This is a genomic window from Listeria grandensis FSL F6-0971, assembly GCF_000525835.1.
In the GTDB taxonomy this organism is placed as follows: Bacteria; Bacillota; Bacilli; order Lactobacillales; family Listeriaceae; genus Listeria_A; species Listeria_A grandensis.
In genome coordinates this window covers 20,845-37,613 of sequence record NZ_AODD01000006.1, presented here as the reverse complement: position 1 = coordinate 37,613, position 16,769 = coordinate 20,845, and the positions used below count along the sequence as shown (strand labels likewise).

General features: G+C 42.9%; 13 protein-coding genes and 2 pseudogenes. 8 read left to right on the top strand and 7 right to left on the bottom strand.

The genetic code is table 11. The features are described 5' to 3' along the window. The first annotated feature begins 56 nt into the window (after positions 1–56). On the top strand, positions 57–227 hold the full coding sequence (locus tag PGRAN_RS16740; RefSeq protein ID WP_159101111.1) for a hypothetical protein: 171 nt from the start codon (positions 57–59) through the stop codon (positions 225–227). A gap of 52 nt (positions 228–279) precedes the next feature. Here PGRAN_RS16740 and PGRAN_RS05430 read toward each other — a convergent pair whose 3' ends face one another. The 3 genes from PGRAN_RS05430 to ald all read right to left on the bottom strand — a co-directional run bounded on the left by PGRAN_RS05430 (position 280) and on the right by ald (position 2,692). Further along, positions 280–510: a lipopolysaccharide assembly protein LapA domain-containing protein gene (locus PGRAN_RS05430; protein WP_036065876.1), complete on the bottom strand. Its 231-nt coding sequence runs from the start codon at positions 508–510 to the stop codon at positions 280–282. An 80-nt stretch (positions 511–590) separates the two neighbouring features. Then, positions 591–1,592, bottom strand: coding sequence for a bifunctional threonine ammonia-lyase/L-serine ammonia-lyase TdcB (gene tdcB, locus PGRAN_RS05425; protein ID WP_036065773.1), 1,002 nt, complete (start codon positions 1,590–1,592; stop codon positions 591–593). Next, entirely contained in the window at positions 1,589–2,692 is a 1,104-nt protein-coding gene (ald, locus tag PGRAN_RS05420; RefSeq protein WP_036065875.1) for an alanine dehydrogenase, read from the bottom strand. The genes tdcB and ald overlap by 4 nt, the downstream gene beginning before the upstream one ends. A 352-nt stretch (positions 2,693–3,044) precedes the next feature. Here ald and PGRAN_RS05415 point away from each other — a divergent pair, with 352 nt between their 5' ends. The 4 genes and pseudogenes from PGRAN_RS05415 to PGRAN_RS05400 all read left to right on the top strand — a co-directional run bounded on the left by PGRAN_RS05415 (position 3,045) and on the right by PGRAN_RS05400 (position 9,045). Next, positions 3,045–5,150 carry a BglG family transcription antiterminator gene (locus tag PGRAN_RS05415; RefSeq protein ID WP_036065771.1) on the top strand — a complete coding sequence of 702 codons (2,106 nt, stop codon included), beginning with the start codon at positions 3,045–3,047 and terminating at the stop codon, positions 5,148–5,150. A 100-nt stretch (positions 5,151–5,250) separates the two neighbouring features. Then, a pseudogene (locus PGRAN_RS05410) lies at positions 5,251–6,440 on the top strand (glycine C-acetyltransferase). Positions 6,441–6,672: 232 nt separating this feature from the next. Next, the gene (locus PGRAN_RS05405) at positions 6,673–7,644 is read left to right on the top strand and encodes an L-threonine 3-dehydrogenase (RefSeq protein WP_036065770.1); all 972 of its coding nucleotides are present in this window, start codon (positions 6,673–6,675) and stop codon (positions 7,642–7,644) included. 75 nt (positions 7,645–7,719) lie between these two features. Next, a complete protein-coding gene (locus PGRAN_RS05400; protein WP_036065768.1) occupies positions 7,720–9,045 on the top strand; it encodes an APC family permease in 1,326 nt (441 codons plus the stop codon). Positions 9,046–9,130: 85 nt separating this feature from the next. Here the strand turns inward: PGRAN_RS05400 and PGRAN_RS05395 are convergent, their stop codons facing one another. From PGRAN_RS05395 to PGRAN_RS05385, 3 genes and pseudogenes are all read right to left on the bottom strand, one after another. Beyond that, positions 9,131–10,615, bottom strand: a complete 1,485-nt coding sequence (locus PGRAN_RS05395) for a peptide MFS transporter (RefSeq protein ID WP_036065767.1) — start codon at positions 10,613–10,615, stop codon at positions 9,131–9,133. A gap of 97 nt (positions 10,616–10,712) precedes the next feature. Continuing rightward, positions 10,713–11,893 (bottom strand): annotated as a pseudogene (locus PGRAN_RS05390) (iron-containing alcohol dehydrogenase). Between the two features lie 163 nt (positions 11,894–12,056). Next, positions 12,057–12,365: an antibiotic biosynthesis monooxygenase family protein gene (locus PGRAN_RS05385; protein ID WP_036065764.1), complete on the bottom strand. Its 309-nt coding sequence runs from the start codon at positions 12,363–12,365 to the stop codon at positions 12,057–12,059. A gap of 174 nt (positions 12,366–12,539) precedes the next feature. Here PGRAN_RS05385 and cbpA point away from each other — a divergent pair, with 174 nt between their 5' ends. Further along, positions 12,540–13,181 carry a cyclic di-AMP binding protein CbpA gene (gene cbpA, locus PGRAN_RS05380; protein ID WP_036065761.1) on the top strand — a complete coding sequence of 214 codons (642 nt, stop codon included), beginning with the start codon at positions 12,540–12,542 and terminating at the stop codon, positions 13,179–13,181. Between the two features lie 144 nt (positions 13,182–13,325). Beyond that, positions 13,326–14,246, top strand: coding sequence for an ABC transporter substrate-binding protein (locus PGRAN_RS05375; RefSeq protein ID WP_036065759.1), 921 nt, complete (start codon positions 13,326–13,328; stop codon positions 14,244–14,246). 46 nt (positions 14,247–14,292) lie between these two features. On the opposite strand, the gene PGRAN_RS05370 is transcribed toward PGRAN_RS05375, so the two are convergent. After that, positions 14,293–15,465, bottom strand: coding sequence for a serine hydrolase domain-containing protein (locus PGRAN_RS05370; protein WP_036065757.1), 1,173 nt, complete (start codon positions 15,463–15,465; stop codon positions 14,293–14,295). A gap of 257 nt (positions 15,466–15,722) precedes the next feature. Between PGRAN_RS05370 and PGRAN_RS05365 the strand changes: the two genes are divergently transcribed. Then, positions 15,723–16,739, top strand: coding sequence for a tagatose-bisphosphate aldolase (locus PGRAN_RS05365; protein WP_036065754.1), 1,017 nt, complete (start codon positions 15,723–15,725; stop codon positions 16,737–16,739). Positions 16,740–16,769 lie beyond the last annotated feature (30 nt).

Sequence of the window (16,769 nt, the reverse complement as noted above, 5' to 3'; positions counted from 1 at the left end):
ACTAGTGTTTTAATCTATATTTTTGGGGAAAGGAACAAGAAAGGAGGTTTTAAAAAATGACCAATTCTAAGAAAAGTCAGACCTCGCAAGCGATTCAAACACCAAAAATCAGTGACGCTCTTCCACACGACAAAGAGAAAAAGCCATTTGCTGAAAATTTGCATGGGAAACCGCATCAACAAGTGCATGATTCCCATCAACAATTTCACCGTAAAATTCTGAAATAAAACACCAATCTCCAAAGACCATGAAACGAGGCCTTTGGAGATTTTTTAGCGGCTATTTTATTGGATTTTTCACAGCTTTACGCTTCTTTCTTGCTCGGTAGTAATTCAGACAAATAACGAGCAAAGCTCCTGCCACCACAGATCCTAAAATAACAATAATAAGCGGCCATTGTACCGTCCAAAACAGTAATTTCACATCTACCGTTCCCATATTCGTTGTACCAAAGATAATAATCAAAATAGCGATAATAATACCGACAATCGCTTGCCACTGCACCTTCATTGCATTCACTCCTCTCCAAAACTCTAGCTTCCTTTAAGTATACCTATTTTGGAAAAGAGTTACAATGAAAGTGATTGCGATTACTGAACTACTTCACTTGAAAAGAAATGTTCGCAAACTTGTGAAATTCGCTCTAAATCGACATTTCCACCAGAGATGACACACACCACATTCTTCCCTTTGACATAGTCTACTATTTTATCAGAAACAAGCGCGGCGGCACTAAGAGCTCCAGCACCTTCTACAACGGCTTTTCCGCGCTGTAACAGATCTTTCATGGCTTGCTCTAATTCGCTTTCTGAAACTGTGATAATCTCATCCACCAATGCTTGTACAGTTGCAAATGTGATGTCACCAGGTACTTTGACAGCACAACCGTCAGCCATCGTTGGCGCTTGATAATGCGGCGTTATTTTTCCAGCGTCAAACGAGGACTTCATCCCATGCACATTTTCTGCTTGTACACCGATAATCCGAATGTTTGGATTGAAGGATTTGAGGGCGATCGCGATACCCGAAATCAAGCCACCGCCACCAATTGGAACGATGACGGTATCGACATCCCACATATTATCCAAAATTTCCAAACCGATGGTGCCTTGTCCCGCAATCACCGCTGGATCATCATACGGATGCAAAAAAGTTCGCCCGGTCCGTTCTGCGATTTCAATGCATTTTTCTTTGGCTTCATCGAACGTTTGTCCATATAAAACAACATCGGAGTCGTAACCTCTCGTCGCATCAATTTTGGCTTGAGGCGCCGTTTCAGGCATCACGATTTTACTATTGATTCCAAGTAATTTCGAGGATAGTGCGACGCCTTGTGCGTGATTCCCTGCCGAACACGCGATGACGCCATGCTCTTTTTCAGTCGTTGTCAGAGCGGCTATCTTATTGTAGGCTCCACGAAATTTGAAGGAGCCTGTTAATTGCATGTTTTCTAACTTTAAGTAAACATTTGCTTCTGCAACGCTTGTTAAGTAGAATGATTTTACAAGCGGTGTTTTGCGGGCATTATTTTGAAGGACTTCTTTCGCTTTATTAATATCCCAAATATTGACGTATTCATTGGTTTTTATCATTGAGGCACCTCGCCAAGTTCCATTCCTAGTGTCTCAGCAAGGCTTTTCGAGGTTATTTCCCCTTGATGAATGTTGAGGCCGCTCGCTAAAGATGGGTCTGCTAACATGGCTTGTTCTAGCCCTTTATTGGCAATAGCCAGCAGGTATTCGATGTTCCCCGTTGCCAGTGCCATCGTGGAGGTTCTAGGCGTTGCGCCCGGCATATTCGGCACCGCGTAATGGATAACCCCGTGCTTGATAAAAGTAGGATCATCATGTGTCGTATAATGCTCGATCGTTTCCACTGTTCCGCCTTGATCAATAGCAATATCAACAATAACACTGCCCGCTTTCATTGATTCTACCATGTACTCTTTCACGATTTTTGGTGGTTTTGCTCCAGGTATGAGGATGGTAGAGATGAACAGGTCTGCGTTCTTGATTTCTTGTTCCAAATTTTCCGTAGTCGACGGCAAAACTGTCACTGCTTGATTCGCGTAATGTTCTTGTAAATAGGTTATACGTGCTGCATTCAACTCTAAAATCGTCACATCACAACCAATTCCTATCGCCATATCACACGCATTTATCGCTGCATTTCCGCCACCAAGTATCACAACATGCCCAGCCGGAATATTTTCGATTCCTGATAACAAAATTCCTTCACCCTGATGCTGTTTCTCTAAGTAATAAGCTCCCATGAAAATCGCGCGGCGCCCAGCAATAGCACTCATCGGTTTCAACAAGGTCAGCACGCCATCTTTTTCGATAGTTTCGCCACCAATCGCTGTAGCACCAGCCGTTAAAAGTGCCTCCACACAAGGTTTTGATGCGGCCAAGTGTAAGAATCCCCAAATAATCTGTCCTTCTTTGAAAAAAGGATATTCGGAGGCTTGCGGCTCTTTCACTTTCACAACCATATCAGCCATCCACGCCTCGGCTTGATCAACGATTATGGCGCCCGCTTCCACATATTCTTGATTACTATAACCAGAGCCAATTCCCGCATCTTGTTCTACCATCACAACATGATCTTGATCCACCAATTTTTGCACATTTTCTGGTGTCATTCCAACTCGTGCTTCACCGGCTTTTATTTCCTTAACAACACTTATTTTCATCATGAACACGTCCTTCTTTAAATTCTGTTTGCGAGTACAGAATAGCATCATAAAAGAAACGCTGTCAAATCAAGTTTGATAATTATTTCACAAATCATATCAGATTGATTCTTCCCAAAAGTATTGCGCGCCAACGCCTGCAAACACTAGCAAAAGCACTCATTTCATGGCTTGATATAACTTTGTCCAACTTTTCATTTTCAAATCTGGACAAATTAGCAGTATGTTTGTATTGCTTATATGCAAGCGGAGTCATAGTATAAGGGTGTAAGGTGAAACTTTAGCAACGCAAGAAATAGCATGCACGAAGCAGCTTTCACGGGGGAAAAATTCTGCGAAAGGAAGTAGCATAATGTACCTATCTGCACGCTCCCGAATCATTTTAGAGAAAATCTTATCGGTACCTGGCGATATCTCGATTGCGCAACTCGCGTCCTATCTTGGTGTTAGCGAGCGAACCGTGCGGCGTGATTTAAAAGAAGTAGCCCAAACATTGAACGACTTCAAACTTACACTCGTGAAACATGGTAGCCGACTCACCGTGACGGGAGCAACCCTTCACCGCGACCAGATTCAAAAAAATATATTAGAACTTGTCAATAATGAATTCACACCTTTTGAGAGACAACAAATCATCTTGCGGGTACTTTTAAACGAGTCTGAACCGGTAAAGTTAATAGCGCTTGCCAATGAATTATCAGTCACCGTCGCGACGGTCAGCAGTGATTTAACGCGACTTGAAGAAGATTGGAATGGTAAGATTCACATCAAACGAAAGCGCGGTATTGGGGTTCTACTAGAAGCTTCTATTCTGGAAAAGCGCGAACTGCTTTGGGAATTGCTTTTGATGACGATCCCGAAAATCAAACTATACCAGATGTTCAGCGATATTCTAGACGAGAAAACAAATCCAATAGACGAACGACTCGCCGACTTCATTGATGTCTCCCTTTTGCAGATGTGCGATCCGATTATTAGTAAATGGATGAAGAAGCTGTCGTATGAAATTAGTAACGATTCCTACATAAATTTGCTTATTTTTCTCATGATTACGATTCAGCAGATTCCAAAAGGGAAAATCATTACAAAGAGTGAAGGCAATCATGTCTTTTTGCAAGAATATCCTGAATTTGATATTGCCGAGCGAATTTTACGTGATTGCTTGCCAGACATGGTGGAAATACCGGAGAGTGAGATTGCCGAACTGACAATGCTTGTACTTGAATCCGAGATCCGTAAAGGACAAGATGTTTTCTATCGCAATGAGAAAGTGCAAGCCATTCGGATCGCGAAGAAGCTCATTTCACGCGTTGCCAAGGAAATCGATACACCGCTTTCCCAAATCAATGTTTTAAAAGGACTCACCGAACATATCCAGTATTCCATTATCCGATTGAAGAAAAAGATGCCCATGAGTAATCCGTTGCTCGAAATGATCAAGGCAGAATTTCCGGAGCTTTTCCAGATTGTGCATAACGCTGCGTGTGACGTTTATCCTTTCAAACAAATACCCGAGGAAGAGACTGGCTTTATCGTTCTTCATTTTGAAGCTGCCATTATTCATTCCGAAAACATGCGACCATACAGCGCGCTCATCGTCACTTCGCGCAGTAGTGGTATCAATACTTGGCTACAAGCAAGATTTAGGAAGCGCTTACCGAAATTAAAAAAGATGAAATTCATCACGCCGATCGATCTCATGAAAGAAACCAATCTAGAAAAATACGATATGATCCTATCAACATCTCATTTGGAGAATTTTACGCATGATTATCAATTTATCAGTATTTTTTTCACAGATCATGAAATCAATACCATCAATAAAAAGCTGGAGAAAATTGCGAATCGGAAGCAAAATGAGGCCTTTCCGATGGATGCCGCATCAACGACTGATTTTGACATTGCCTTATCTAGTTTGACCGCGATGCAATGCTATTATAACTTGATTATTTCCCTTATCCAAGCAACGCATTTCATAACAAGTAGCGTGATGACCCGTAATTTAGAAGACAATCTACGCGCTTTCAGTCAAGAAATCGCGCAAAAAACCGACCTTTCGGCGGATAACCTTTATGCTCAGCTTAACCAACACGAAAGTAAGCGTAAAATCTTGGCCTGTGGAACAAATACGGCCATGTTTCTTATCAACACAGACGTCACTACATCATCGGTTCACATCTTCAACTCCAAACATAATCTAGAAATGCATGTCGCCTCAGAAGGTAAAATCAACATCGCAAACATTCTCGTCTTCCTACTTCCAAGTACACTGTCAAGCGAAGAAATCGAGATTTTCACCTATCTGATTACGATGCTTACCGAAGATGAAATCGCAACCACGATGATCGAGTCTGGCAATCCCGAAAAAATCAAGAGCCTGATTCTCTCCATACTTCAAGAATTTTTAGAACAGAAAAATATCAACCATATGGTAACCGATCGCTCACTTGGTTTCTAATCTTATTTTGTCATTACCGCGCGTGCCCTTTTTTCAACCCCATCCGAAAATTTCAGCATGCGTGATAATATATAAAAACTTTTTAGGAGGAATCTCTCACATGACGAACAACGTTTTAAATGACTTTCTAGAACCACAATTACAAGCATTACGAGAGCAAGGCCTTTACAACACGATTGATACGGTAGAAGGTCCTAACGGCGCAAAAATTAAAGTGAACGGTGCCGAACTGATCAACCTGTCTTCCAATAACTATCTTGGCTTTTCAAATGACGACCGCCTTAAAAAGAAATGCATCGAAGCGACCGAACAATATGGCGTTGGCGCTGGTGCCGTCCGGACGATTAACGGAACGATGACCATCCACAATGAACTTGAGGAACGCCTTGCCGAATTCAAGCACACCGAAGCAGCAATTGCTTTCCAATCCGGTTTCAACTGTAATATGGGGCAATTTCCGCTGTCATGACAAAAAAAGACGCGATCATTTCCGATGAACTAAATCACGCATCAATCATTGATGGCTGTCGCCTTTCTGGTGCTAAAGTATTGCGCGCCAAGCATCAAGATATGGATGACCTTCGCCGCGTCGCCAAAGAAGCAACCGAAAGCGGTCAATATGAAAAAATTATGTACATCACAGATGGCGTTTTTTCCATGGATGGCGATGTTGCTAAAATTCCGGAGATCGTTGCTATCGCTGAAGAATTCGGCTTAATTACTTATGTAGATGATGCGCATGGCTCAGGTGTTATGGGTAAAGGTGCTGGAACCGTCAAACATTTCGGTATGTCCGATAAAATTGATTTCCAAATGGGCACACTTTCCAAAGCCATTGGTGCGGTCGGTGGATACGTGGCTGGCTCTCAACAATTAATCGATTGGCTCAAAGTCCGCGCTAGACCGTTCCTATTCTCAACATCCCTAACACCAGGAACCGCAGCCGCATGTATCGAAGCTATCGACATCATGGAGAACGATTCAAAACGCATGGATAAATTATGGGAAAACGGTGCGTACCTTAAATCGGGCTTAGCAAAATTAGGCTTTGACATCGGTCATTCAGAAACACCCATTACACCATGCATCATTGGCGATGAAAACCTAACACAACAGTTCTCCCGCCGTTTACTAGAAGAAGGCGTTTATGCCAAATCGATCGTCTTCCCAACCGTTCCAAAAGGCACTGGCCGCGTTCGTAATATGCCAACCGCTGCCCACACAAAAGAAATGCTCGATGAAGTGCTTACAACCTACGAAAAAGTCGGTAAAGAGCTAAACGTGATTTAAAAACTGCATACGTCTCTTGGGAAAAAGTCGGCACACGTCCACTTTCCTTCCCAGTGCAGAACACACACATCACTCAATATGTGTCGAAAAAACGTAAAAAAGAGCCGATCGAGTGTACATTCGTCTCAATGCGCACCCAACCGATGACTCTTTCTAACACCAAATTTAATTATATCATGAATGTGTCGCAATATATAAAAATACGATTTCAAATCCAATGGAGGTTTTTTTAATGAAAAAAGTACTTATTACAGGTTGCTTAGGTCAAATTGGTTCTGAATTAACGATGCGTTTACGTGCCGATAATGGTACAGATAGTGTTATCGCAACAGATATTCGCCGTATCGCTGGCAACGAAGTAATTGAAAGCGGTCCCTTTGAGATTTTAGATGTGACCGATAAGGATAAGATGATGGATATCGCACGTGAATATGAAGTCGATACCATTATTCACCTGGCAGCCCTTCTTTCCGCAGTTGCCGAAGAAAAGCCACAATTAGCTTGGAACCTTAACATGGGCGGACTTGTCAATGCCCTTGAAGTAGCACGCGAACTCCATCTGAAATTCTTCACACCAAGCTCGATTGGCTCATTTGGACCGGGCACACCCGCCGAAAACACACCACAAGATACGTTGCAACGGCCAACCACAATGTACGGTGTTACCAAAGTCAGCGGTGAACTTCTATGTGACTACTACTTCCAAAAATTTGGTGTGGATACCCGCGGCGTTCGCTTCCCTGGCCTCATCTCTTATAAAACCTTACCAGGCGGTGGAACAACCGATTATGCAGTAGATATTTATTATGAAGCTTTGAAGAACAAGAGCTACACCTCCTTCATTGGCAAAGGAACGCACATGGATATGATGTATATGCCAGACGCTATTGATGCCATCATCAAACTGATGAACGCGGATCCAAAACGTCTCGTGCATCGCAACGCTTTTAATATTACCGCAATGAGCTTCGAGCCAGAACAAATCGCTGCGTCGATTCGCAAATTTATTCCTGACTTCGAACTAAAATATGATGTCGATCCAGCTCGTCAAGCCATCGCTGACTCATGGCCAGATTCCCTAGACGCTAGTTGTGCTAGAAACGAATGGGATTTTGATCCACAATATGACCTAGACCGTATGACAAAAGATATGCTAGAAAAGCTGACAAAAAAGCTAGAAAATGATACAGTAGTAAGGCATTAATTTATTTTCACTTTTACAAAAGCAACTGTCTGCGGTGTTATTATGTCATACCGCAGACAAGCGAGGGGGAAACATATGGAAAATCAGAAACTAAAAAAAGAGATTGGCTTTTTTACCGCACTAACCATTGTTATGGGGACTGTTATTGGTTCCGGTGTATTCTTCAAACCTGAGGCTGTTTATTCAGCAACTGGAACTGCGGGATTAGGCTTGCTAGCTTGGATTCTCGGCGGTGTCATCACTATTTGTGGAGGGCTAACCGCAGCGGAACTCTCCGCGGCCATCCCACAAACCGGTGGAATGATGATGTACCTTCAAAAAACATATGGCAAGCTAACCGCATACTTACTTGGCTGGGCGCAGACGGTTATCTACTTCCCAGCAAATATCGCGGCCTTATCCATTATTTTTGCAACACAAGTCGCTAATCTTTTTGGCACTGGCGATCATATCATTGTCCCAGTTGCCATTGCTGCAGCAGTTTTCATTATGCTGATGAACTTTATTGGCGCAAAAGTAGCGGGCTCATTTCAAGCCGTCACAACAATATGTAAATTAATACCACTTATCCTAATTATTATTTTCGGACTTTTTCATCAAGGGGACGTTGCTTTTCGTTTATTCCCGATCAGTGTAGAAGACCACCCATTTTTGACAAGCCTTGGTTCCGGCCTTGTTGCAACAATGTTTGCTTATGATGGCTGGATTCACGTTGGTAATATTGCCGGCGAAATGAAAAACCCGAAAAAAGATTTGCCAAAAGCGATCGTATTCGGACTAACAGGTGTCATGCTTGTCTATCTATTGATTAATATTGCTTATTTATTCGTGATGCCTGCTGCAGCACTCGCAGCTACAGCAACACCGGCATCTGACGTAGCAAACATCATCTTTGGCTCAATTGGCGGGAAGTTGATCACCGTCGGAATTCTAATCTCCGTTTTTGGTACTATCAATGGCTATACCATGACCGGAATCCGTATTCCATACGCAATGGCCTTAGATAATCAACTACCATTCAGCAACTGGTTCAAAAAACTTGGCGCTAAAAGCAGTGTTCCGTATAATGGTGGAATTGTCGTACTCCTCATTTCGATTATCATGATCTTCACCGGGAAATTCAACCAACTGACAGATATGCTCATCTTCGTCATCTGGATTTTCTATACACTTACATTCATTGCCGTCTTCATATTGCGAAAACGAGAACCAGAACTCGCCCGACCCTACAAAGTCCCACTTTATCCAGTGATACCACTCATTGCGATCTGTGGTGGAGCCTTCATCGTTCTGAACACCTTGTTCACACAACCAATGAACGCCGGAATCGGACTAGTTCTCACCGCAATCGGACTACCAATTTACCTTTACAAAAAGAACAAAGGACACTTCTCTGAATAACAAACTAAAAAGCATTGAAAACTGGTCTAAAATCCAGTTCTCAATGCTTTTTTTGTACTGCCTTCTTATGCACAATTTGGCGTCATTAATCCACGCCTCGCATATATTTTTTTAGTAATGGCGCACCGAGGAAAAGTAGGATCGCAAATGCCACGGCACCAAATCCGAAAATACCGAAATACAAGATCTCCGTTTTGGCATTGAAATATTGCGTCGTTTGGGCATTAAACGCCTGAGCCATCGCATCAGATAAAAACCAAACACTCATTGTCTGGGATGCAAATGCCGCTGGCGCTAGTTTTGTCGTTGCCGATAAACCAACTGGCGACAAACACATCTCACCCACGATACAAATAAAGAAGCTCAGCACAAGCCACATCGGGCTTACTGCTGTCGTCGTATTTCCCGCGAGAATCCCCGGCAACATCATAATCACGAACGATAGCCCCGCAAAAAACAGACCCATCGCAAATTTTCGTGGTGTTCCTGGTTGCCTTTTTCCGAGCTTCGTCCAGATCCAAGCAAAGATTGGTGATAAAATAATGATGAACATTGGATTTAGCGATTGGAATAATCCCGGATCTAATGTAAAACTACCAACGCTCAGATCCGTTCGATTAGCTGCAAATAAAGCAAGCGTCGTTGATCCCTGTTCCTCAATCATCCAAAACATAACCGAGATCAAAAATAGAGGTATGTAAGCCGTAAGTCGCGAACGCTCATCTTTCGTCGTTTTCTTACTCGTCATCATCACAATAAAGTAAATAAGCGGAATAATAACACCCATAACGGTAACCGTCATAATGACTGTTTGCAATGTAAATTCACCTTGAAGCCAAGCTACAATCGTACCAATAGCAACAATTCCAACTGCCAAAGCTAACACTAGACCAGACATTTTCTTCTTTTCCGAGCTTTTCAGTGGGTTAGGAACCTTTTTACCAGCATCACGCAGATACATTTTCCCCGTAATCACGTACACGATCAAACCGACCGCCATCCCAACCGCAGCCACACCAAACCCAGCATGATAACTATTAGCCGAATTCGACACGCCCGTTACGATAAACGGCGCAATAAACGCACCCAGATTAATCCCCATGTAAAAAATACTAAAACCAGCATCCCGTCTTTGATCTCCTTTTGGATAAAGATCACCGACCACATTCGATACGTTGGGTTTCAAAAAACCAGTTCCAATAATAATGAAGAACATCGATACGAAAAGTGCCGTCGCGCCTCCTGGAAATGACAGCGCAATGTGCCCTAACATAATCAAGACGCCACCGTAAAAAATCGTCCTACGCGGTCCTAGAATCCGATCCGCCGTCCAACCACCAATAACGCCAGACATGTAAACAAGCGAGCCATAAATCGACATGATCGCCGTCGCTGTAGCTTGAGAAAAACCAAGCCCTCCATCGACAACCGCCGTGTACATGTAGTAAATAAGAATCGCACGCATCCCGTAGTAAGAAAAACGCTCCCAGAACTCCGTAAAAAACAGCGTTGCAAGACCACGAGGATGTCCAAAAAATGTTTTAGCACTACTATCCTGAATCTCCCTCATCATCATCCCCTCTTCCCTATCAAAATCTACTATTATAGGACGCCAAACTCAAAAAAAGTCCGGCGTCCTATTCACATAAAGTTAGATTAGCCTATTATTACAAGGCGTTTCTATAAATTTCGCGGCTGACATCAAGCGTTTGATCCCCTCGTTCAGAAATCGCCGTCAACCCATGTTTTTCAAGCTGAGAAACGAGCGCATCCACGACTTCCTCGCCAAGCTCATACTCACTGAAATGCGTCGGAGCTCCAAGCGATTCAAAGAAAGCACGCGTTTTGTCGATAGCCGCTTGAATTTTCTCATCATCCGTCCCGTCCATAATATGCCAAACACGTTCCGCATATTGCAACAGCTTCGCGCCCTTCTCTTCCTTACGAATCTCCAGTAGCGAAGGCAACACGATCGCAAGCGTCCGCGCATGGTCAATATGATAAAGCGCCGTAATCTCATGCCCTAACCCATGGCTCGACCAGTCACCCGGAACCCCTTTATTCAGCGTCCCGTTCAACGCATATGTCGCCGTCCACATAAAGTTAGCCCGCAAGTTATAATCATGATTCGACTCATCTACAACGTCCGACCCAATCTCAATCAACGTCTCAAGCAACCCTTCTGCGAACCGATCCTGCACCATCGCACCAACAGGATACGTCATATACTGTTCCATAATATGCACAAACGAATCGATCACACCGTTCGCCAATTGACGTTTCGGCAACGTATACGTAAGTTCCGGCTCAAGAATCGAGAATTGTGGGAAAGTAACTGCGCTACCAAAACCAAGTTTCGCCTTCTTCTCAACGATACTCACCACACCACCACTATTCATCTCAGACCCCGTTGCAGGAAGCGTCAAAACAGCCCCAAACGGCAATGCTCCTTAATCGGAATCCCCTCACCAATCCCACTACCAAAAATATTAATCGGCTCACTATCAAAAAGCGCGCCCGCCGCAACGAATTTCGTTCCATCAATGACAGAACCACCGCCGACAGCCAGTAAATAATTATAGCCCTCTTGCCTCACCTGCTCAATTGCGCGTACCAGCGTCGCGTATGTAGGATTCGCTTCAATCCCACCAAATTCACCAAAAGTGTGCCCAGAAAGTGCTTCACGTACTCTTTTAAGCGTCCCAAAACGTTCCACGCTTCCACCACCGTATAATACCAGTACCTTCTTATCCACTGGAATCAGTGTTACAAGCTCCGCAATCCGGTCTTTCCCAAATACGATGTGCGTTGGGTTATAATAATCAAAATTGGCAATTCCTTTATTCATTGTATAAAGTCCCCGCTTTCCTCTTGTCTTAGATTTTGTCACGTATCCATATTATCACAATTCCCATCATCTGTAACGAATGGACCACTACACTATAAATACACCTTTTCGACGCATTTTAAACAAAAAAACAGAAACCCCGAAAGATTCCTGCTTCAAAATACTACATCATAATCATATCATACGATCCAGTCTGGCGAGTGACAACAAGCTCTGAGCCCCCACCTCCACCAGTTCGCTTCATTTCCCGATGGAAGTCGCGATGCTGCTTCATCCACACCGTAAACTGCTCCTTCGACGCCCAGCGCGACACATTCATCACTGTCGACTTTCGCGCACCCTCTTTTAACCAAACCTCATATCCTAAAAAGCCCTCAAACTTGGCCATTTCTTCTCGGTGATGCGCCACAGATTGCAACATTTTCTCCTTGTTACCCGTCTCAAACTCAATACTCACTGTTTCAATATGCATAACGCCACCTACTCTTTCTCACTGATAATCATTATCAATATCATTTTCTCTATTCTAAATGACAACCCTTCTCACTGTCAACTAATCCATACAGTATTTTCTATACAAACCCACGAAATTGGGTTAGAATGAAGAGGATGAATCCTAATAAAAAGAGATTGGAGTGACCAACATATGTTGATTAAAAACCTTTGCATCCCTAAAATCAATTTAACGACCATCACCGAAGACGCAACGCTCAAAGAAACGCTAGATATTTTGGAAGAAGATGGATACCGTTGCGTTCCCGTATTAGATAATAAAAGCGAGAAATTTATTGGTAATATTTATAAAATGCATATTTATCGTCACGCCGCAAATGGTGGGGACCTATCCGATAATGTGACAAGCCTCATTAAAAACCAAACCAAGCATATCAGCATCAATTCCTCATTTTTCGAGGTTTTCTTCACGATTAAAGAACTGCCCTACATCGCTGTATTGAATGAACAAGGCGATTTCTACGGCATTTTGACGCACGGTAAATTGCTCGGAGTTTTACAAGATGCATGGAATATTGATTCAGGAAGCTACGTTTTAACAATCGCAACCGGCGAAGTTCCCGGCTCCCTTACAAAAATCACGAAAGTCATCGATAAATATACGACAATCGCCAGTCTAATCACGATGGATTCCCAAGTAGAGGACTACATCCGCCGCGTTCTTGTCACACTACCTGCTGGCATCACCGAAACCGAAAAAGACGCCATCGTGACCGCGCTAGATCGCAAAGGCCTGCGCGTCATCGAAGTCGAACATTTGAAAATGAAGAAATAAAGCCCTACATACAAAAAGCTGGAGCCATGAATCCAGCTTTTTTGTATACCTCAAAAATTATTTTACAAAACCCCTTGAATATTCATTCATCTACATCTATAATTATCTTATTGAGAATAGTTTTCAATTACAGGAGGTTTAAGGATGAAAAAGAAAAAATTAACAGCACTTCTTCTCGTCGTTTTGACATTGGTACTGGCACTTGCCGCATGTGGCGGATCCAGCGCTTCTAACGACGAAGCGAAAACAAAAGATAAGGCGCGTACACTAACGGATGCACTAGATCGTAAAGTCGTCATTCCAGCAACGCCGAAAAAAATCGTGGCGATTCAAAACGCTGGGGAACTTTACGCCCTTGACATCAAGCCACTCGCAACAACAGACTACTACATGGGAATTTATCCAGACTTCTTAAAAGGTGTTGAAAATGTCGGTGGCGACAAGCCCAACGTGGAGAAAATCGCTTCACTCAAACCCGATCTCATCATTATTTCCGATTATCAAAAAGATATGCTTACAAACCTAGAAAAAATCGCACCTGTTTATGCAACCAAATTCGGTGTGACACCTGATGAACAACTCAATGATATCGCTAATTTAGTCAATGCCAAAGACGCGGAAAAAACATACCAAGCAAAATACGCAAAAGAATCAAAAAAAGCCAAAGCGACACTCAAAGACGCTGGCATTGAAAATCAAAAAGCAGCCGTTGTTCAATTCTGGGGTAAAGAAACCTACATACACGATCCAATCGTGTTTGACGGCCTATATACTGGCGCTGGGTTCACACCAACCGAAGCAGCCAAAAAGAATAAAGAAACAAAAGCAATCGCAACAGAAGCCGTACCAGCCTATGTTAGCGACGCTGATCAGCTATTTATTTTAACACCAGAAGGTAAAACAACAGACGATGTCAGCACACTTTTAGCTGGCATTTGGAAAGACATCCCTGCTGTCAAAGCAAAACACGTGTACCTTGTAGACAACGATAACTGGAGTAATTACACGGCCCCATCAAGAGAATACCAAATGCAAGATGCAATCGATAAAATAACGAAAAAATAACAAAAAACAGGATGAGTCACGCCCCCAAACGTGCCCATCCTGTTTTTTATTGATTTAGTAGCTGATAAATATGATTGTTCACCTTGCCGAATGATTTAATGTTATTTTGAATGTTTGACAGCAAAACAACCACCGTTTTTCCACTGTGGCTGAAGCTATTCGAAACGTTCCAACCACTTAACACGCCATGGCTATTGTAGCTTCCTGGATCGGCATAAAACCCCATACCATAGCCAGAAGCACTCCCAGCCGTAAACATCTTCTCAAAACTCGTATCATTGATCAACTTCCGATCCGATAAGGCACGATCAAACAAATACATATCCGTCGCTGTCATGTACATGTCCCCGCACCCGTAAAGCTGTGATAAATCAGGTAAATATGGCGTTTTATACGTTCCATCTTTTTGAATCGAATAGCCTACAGAGGAATGCTTTTCCTTATTATACGTTGTGTAAATTCCCGAATGCTTCATGCCTGCCGGTTCAAAAATATTTTTTTGAATGTAGCTCATCAGTTTTTCACCACTAATTTGCTCGATAATATACGCTAGAACACTATAGTTCGAATCATTATAATCCCATTTTCCGGGCTTGCGCTTGATACCTTGCGCTTCAATATCCTTTATCAAGTCAGCTGGTGTGATCTTCACATTTTCTTCCGTATGACCGACAATACCAGATGTATGATTGAGCAAGTTCTGAAGCGTAATCCGATCCCCCTTCGGAAAATCTGGTAAATACTGCGACACTGGATCTGAAACCTGCAACTTGCCACGTTCCTCCAATTGCAAAATCGCCGTTGCAATCACCGCTTTTTGAGAAGAGCCAATATAATATGCGGTATCTGGTGTATTCGCCGCTTTTGTCTCCCGATTCGCATCTTTATACCCTTTATTCAGTACAATTTTACCCTCTCGGTAAACCAGCGCCGTTCCACTAAACCCGATGCTCTCTAGATATTGATCGATCTCGGTATTATCCGTCACCGTTGGCGTTTCTTTCTCCACCTGCTTCTTCGGTGTTTCTGACTTCTTCTTTTTCGTTGGCGCCTCCTGAGCACTTTTTTCATCCGCATTTGTTAGCTCTTCCGGTGTGATCATTTTCACAACAATAAAGGTAACCATCAACAACACGAAAATCAAAGCGACACCGACATAAAAATCACGTTTCTTTTTGTTGCGCCGTTTCGAGGAGCGGCTCCTAGCCTGTTTTGTCATGCCTCATATCCTCATTTCTATCCAAGAATTGCTCGCTTGTCGTCCCCATTGTTAACAATTCCCCAAACACAACTCCTAATCAAAATAGTAGCCCATTTTTGTGTAAAATGCAACGTTTATAGATAAATATTTTGTATATAACAATTTTGATGTTAGAATAGAGTGGTACGTAGGTCAAATCTAGGTTTATGCCTCATTTTAACAGGGTATTGTAGGTAGGTATGTATAGAAATAAGAGAAAGAAGGAGATTAGAGTTATGGTACAAATCACAAAAGGTAAATTTGATGGTTTACAACGGCTTTCCAATGATAAAGGAATTATTGCCGCACTCGCGATTGACCAACGTGGCTCCCTAAAGAAAATGATTCAAGAAGCTAAGGGGTCTGAGAGTGATAAAGATGTCGAGGATTTCAAACAATTGGTGTCCGAAGAGCTGACACCTTACGCATCTGCCATCTTGTTGGATCTTCAATATGGTACACCAGCCATCAAAGCACGCCATGAGAATTGCGGCTTACTAACCTCTTACGAAAAAACAGGCTATGACGCTACAACCCCAGGTAAACTTCCTGATTTGATCGCTGACTTATCCGCACTCCGCATTAAAGAAAGCGGCGGCGATGCAGTGAAAATTTTAGTATATTATGATCCAGACGAGCCAGCTGAGATCAATGAGATCAAATACGCGTTTCTTGAAAGAATTGGTGCTGAGTGTCGTGAAGTCGATATCCCATTCTTCCTTGAACCAATTACGTACGATGCGAAAGTAACAGATTCAGCAAGCGCCGAATACGCCAAACTGAAACCTGCGAAAGTCAAAGCATCGATCAAAGAATTCTCCAAACCGCGTTATGGCGTGGACGTACTTAAACTAGAGGTTCCAGTGAACTTTAAATATGTAGAAGGCTTCACGGACGGCGAAACCGTTTATACGAAAGAAGAAGCTGGACGCCATTTTGAAGAGTGTTCCGATCTAAGCCCACTACCATTTATTTATTTAAGTGCTGGTGTAACGGCGGAACTTTTCCATAAAACAATCGCCTTTGCGAATGAGCATAAAGTGCAATATAGCGGTGTGCTTTGTGGCCGTGCAACATGGAAAGATGGCATTGAAGTTTACGGAAAACAAGGCGATGACGCACTGCGCGAATGGTTGCGTACACAAGGAAAAGAGAATATCACATCTCTTGACGGCTTGTTAAACGCCGGAGCATCTCCATGGTGGTCAAAATATGGCTCGTTTGAAGATGTACATGTGGTTGAGAAACAATAGTAAGCAACAAAAAATCCCCGATTAATTTCG

Excerpts from the sequence above, each read along its gene's own strand:
- PGRAN_RS16740 (WP_159101111.1), top strand. The coding sequence starts at position 57 with ATGACCAATTCTAAGAAAAGTCAGACCTCGCAAGCGATTCAAACACCA.
- PGRAN_RS05370 (WP_036065757.1), bottom strand. The coding sequence starts at position 15,465 with ATGACAAAACAGGCTAGGAGCCGCTCCTCGAAACGGCGCAACAAAAAG.
- PGRAN_RS05385 (WP_036065764.1), bottom strand. The coding sequence starts at position 12,365 with ATGCATATTGAAACAGTGAGTATTGAGTTTGAGACGGGTAACAAGGAG.
- tdcB (WP_036065773.1), bottom strand. The coding sequence starts at position 1,592 with ATGATAAAAACCAATGAATACGTCAATATTTGGGATATTAATAAAGCG.
- PGRAN_RS05400 (WP_036065768.1), top strand. The coding sequence starts at position 7,720 with ATGGAAAATCAGAAACTAAAAAAAGAGATTGGCTTTTTTACCGCACTA.
- ald (WP_036065875.1), bottom strand. The coding sequence starts at position 2,692 with ATGAAAATAAGTGTTGTTAAGGAAATAAAAGCCGGTGAAGCACGAGTT.
- PGRAN_RS05430 (WP_036065876.1), bottom strand. The coding sequence starts at position 510 with ATGAAGGTGCAGTGGCAAGCGATTGTCGGTATTATTATCGCTATTTTG.
- PGRAN_RS05415 (WP_036065771.1), top strand. The coding sequence starts at position 3,045 with ATGTACCTATCTGCACGCTCCCGAATCATTTTAGAGAAAATCTTATCG.
- PGRAN_RS05365 (WP_036065754.1), top strand. The coding sequence starts at position 15,723 with ATGGTACAAATCACAAAAGGTAAATTTGATGGTTTACAACGGCTTTCC.
- PGRAN_RS05375 (WP_036065759.1), top strand. The coding sequence starts at position 13,326 with ATGAAAAAGAAAAAATTAACAGCACTTCTTCTCGTCGTTTTGACATTG.
- PGRAN_RS05405 (WP_036065770.1), top strand. The coding sequence starts at position 6,673 with ATGAAAAAAGTACTTATTACAGGTTGCTTAGGTCAAATTGGTTCTGAA.
- cbpA (WP_036065761.1), top strand. The coding sequence starts at position 12,540 with ATGTTGATTAAAAACCTTTGCATCCCTAAAATCAATTTAACGACCATC.
- PGRAN_RS05395 (WP_036065767.1), bottom strand. The coding sequence starts at position 10,615 with ATGAGGGAGATTCAGGATAGTAGTGCTAAAACATTTTTTGGACATCCT.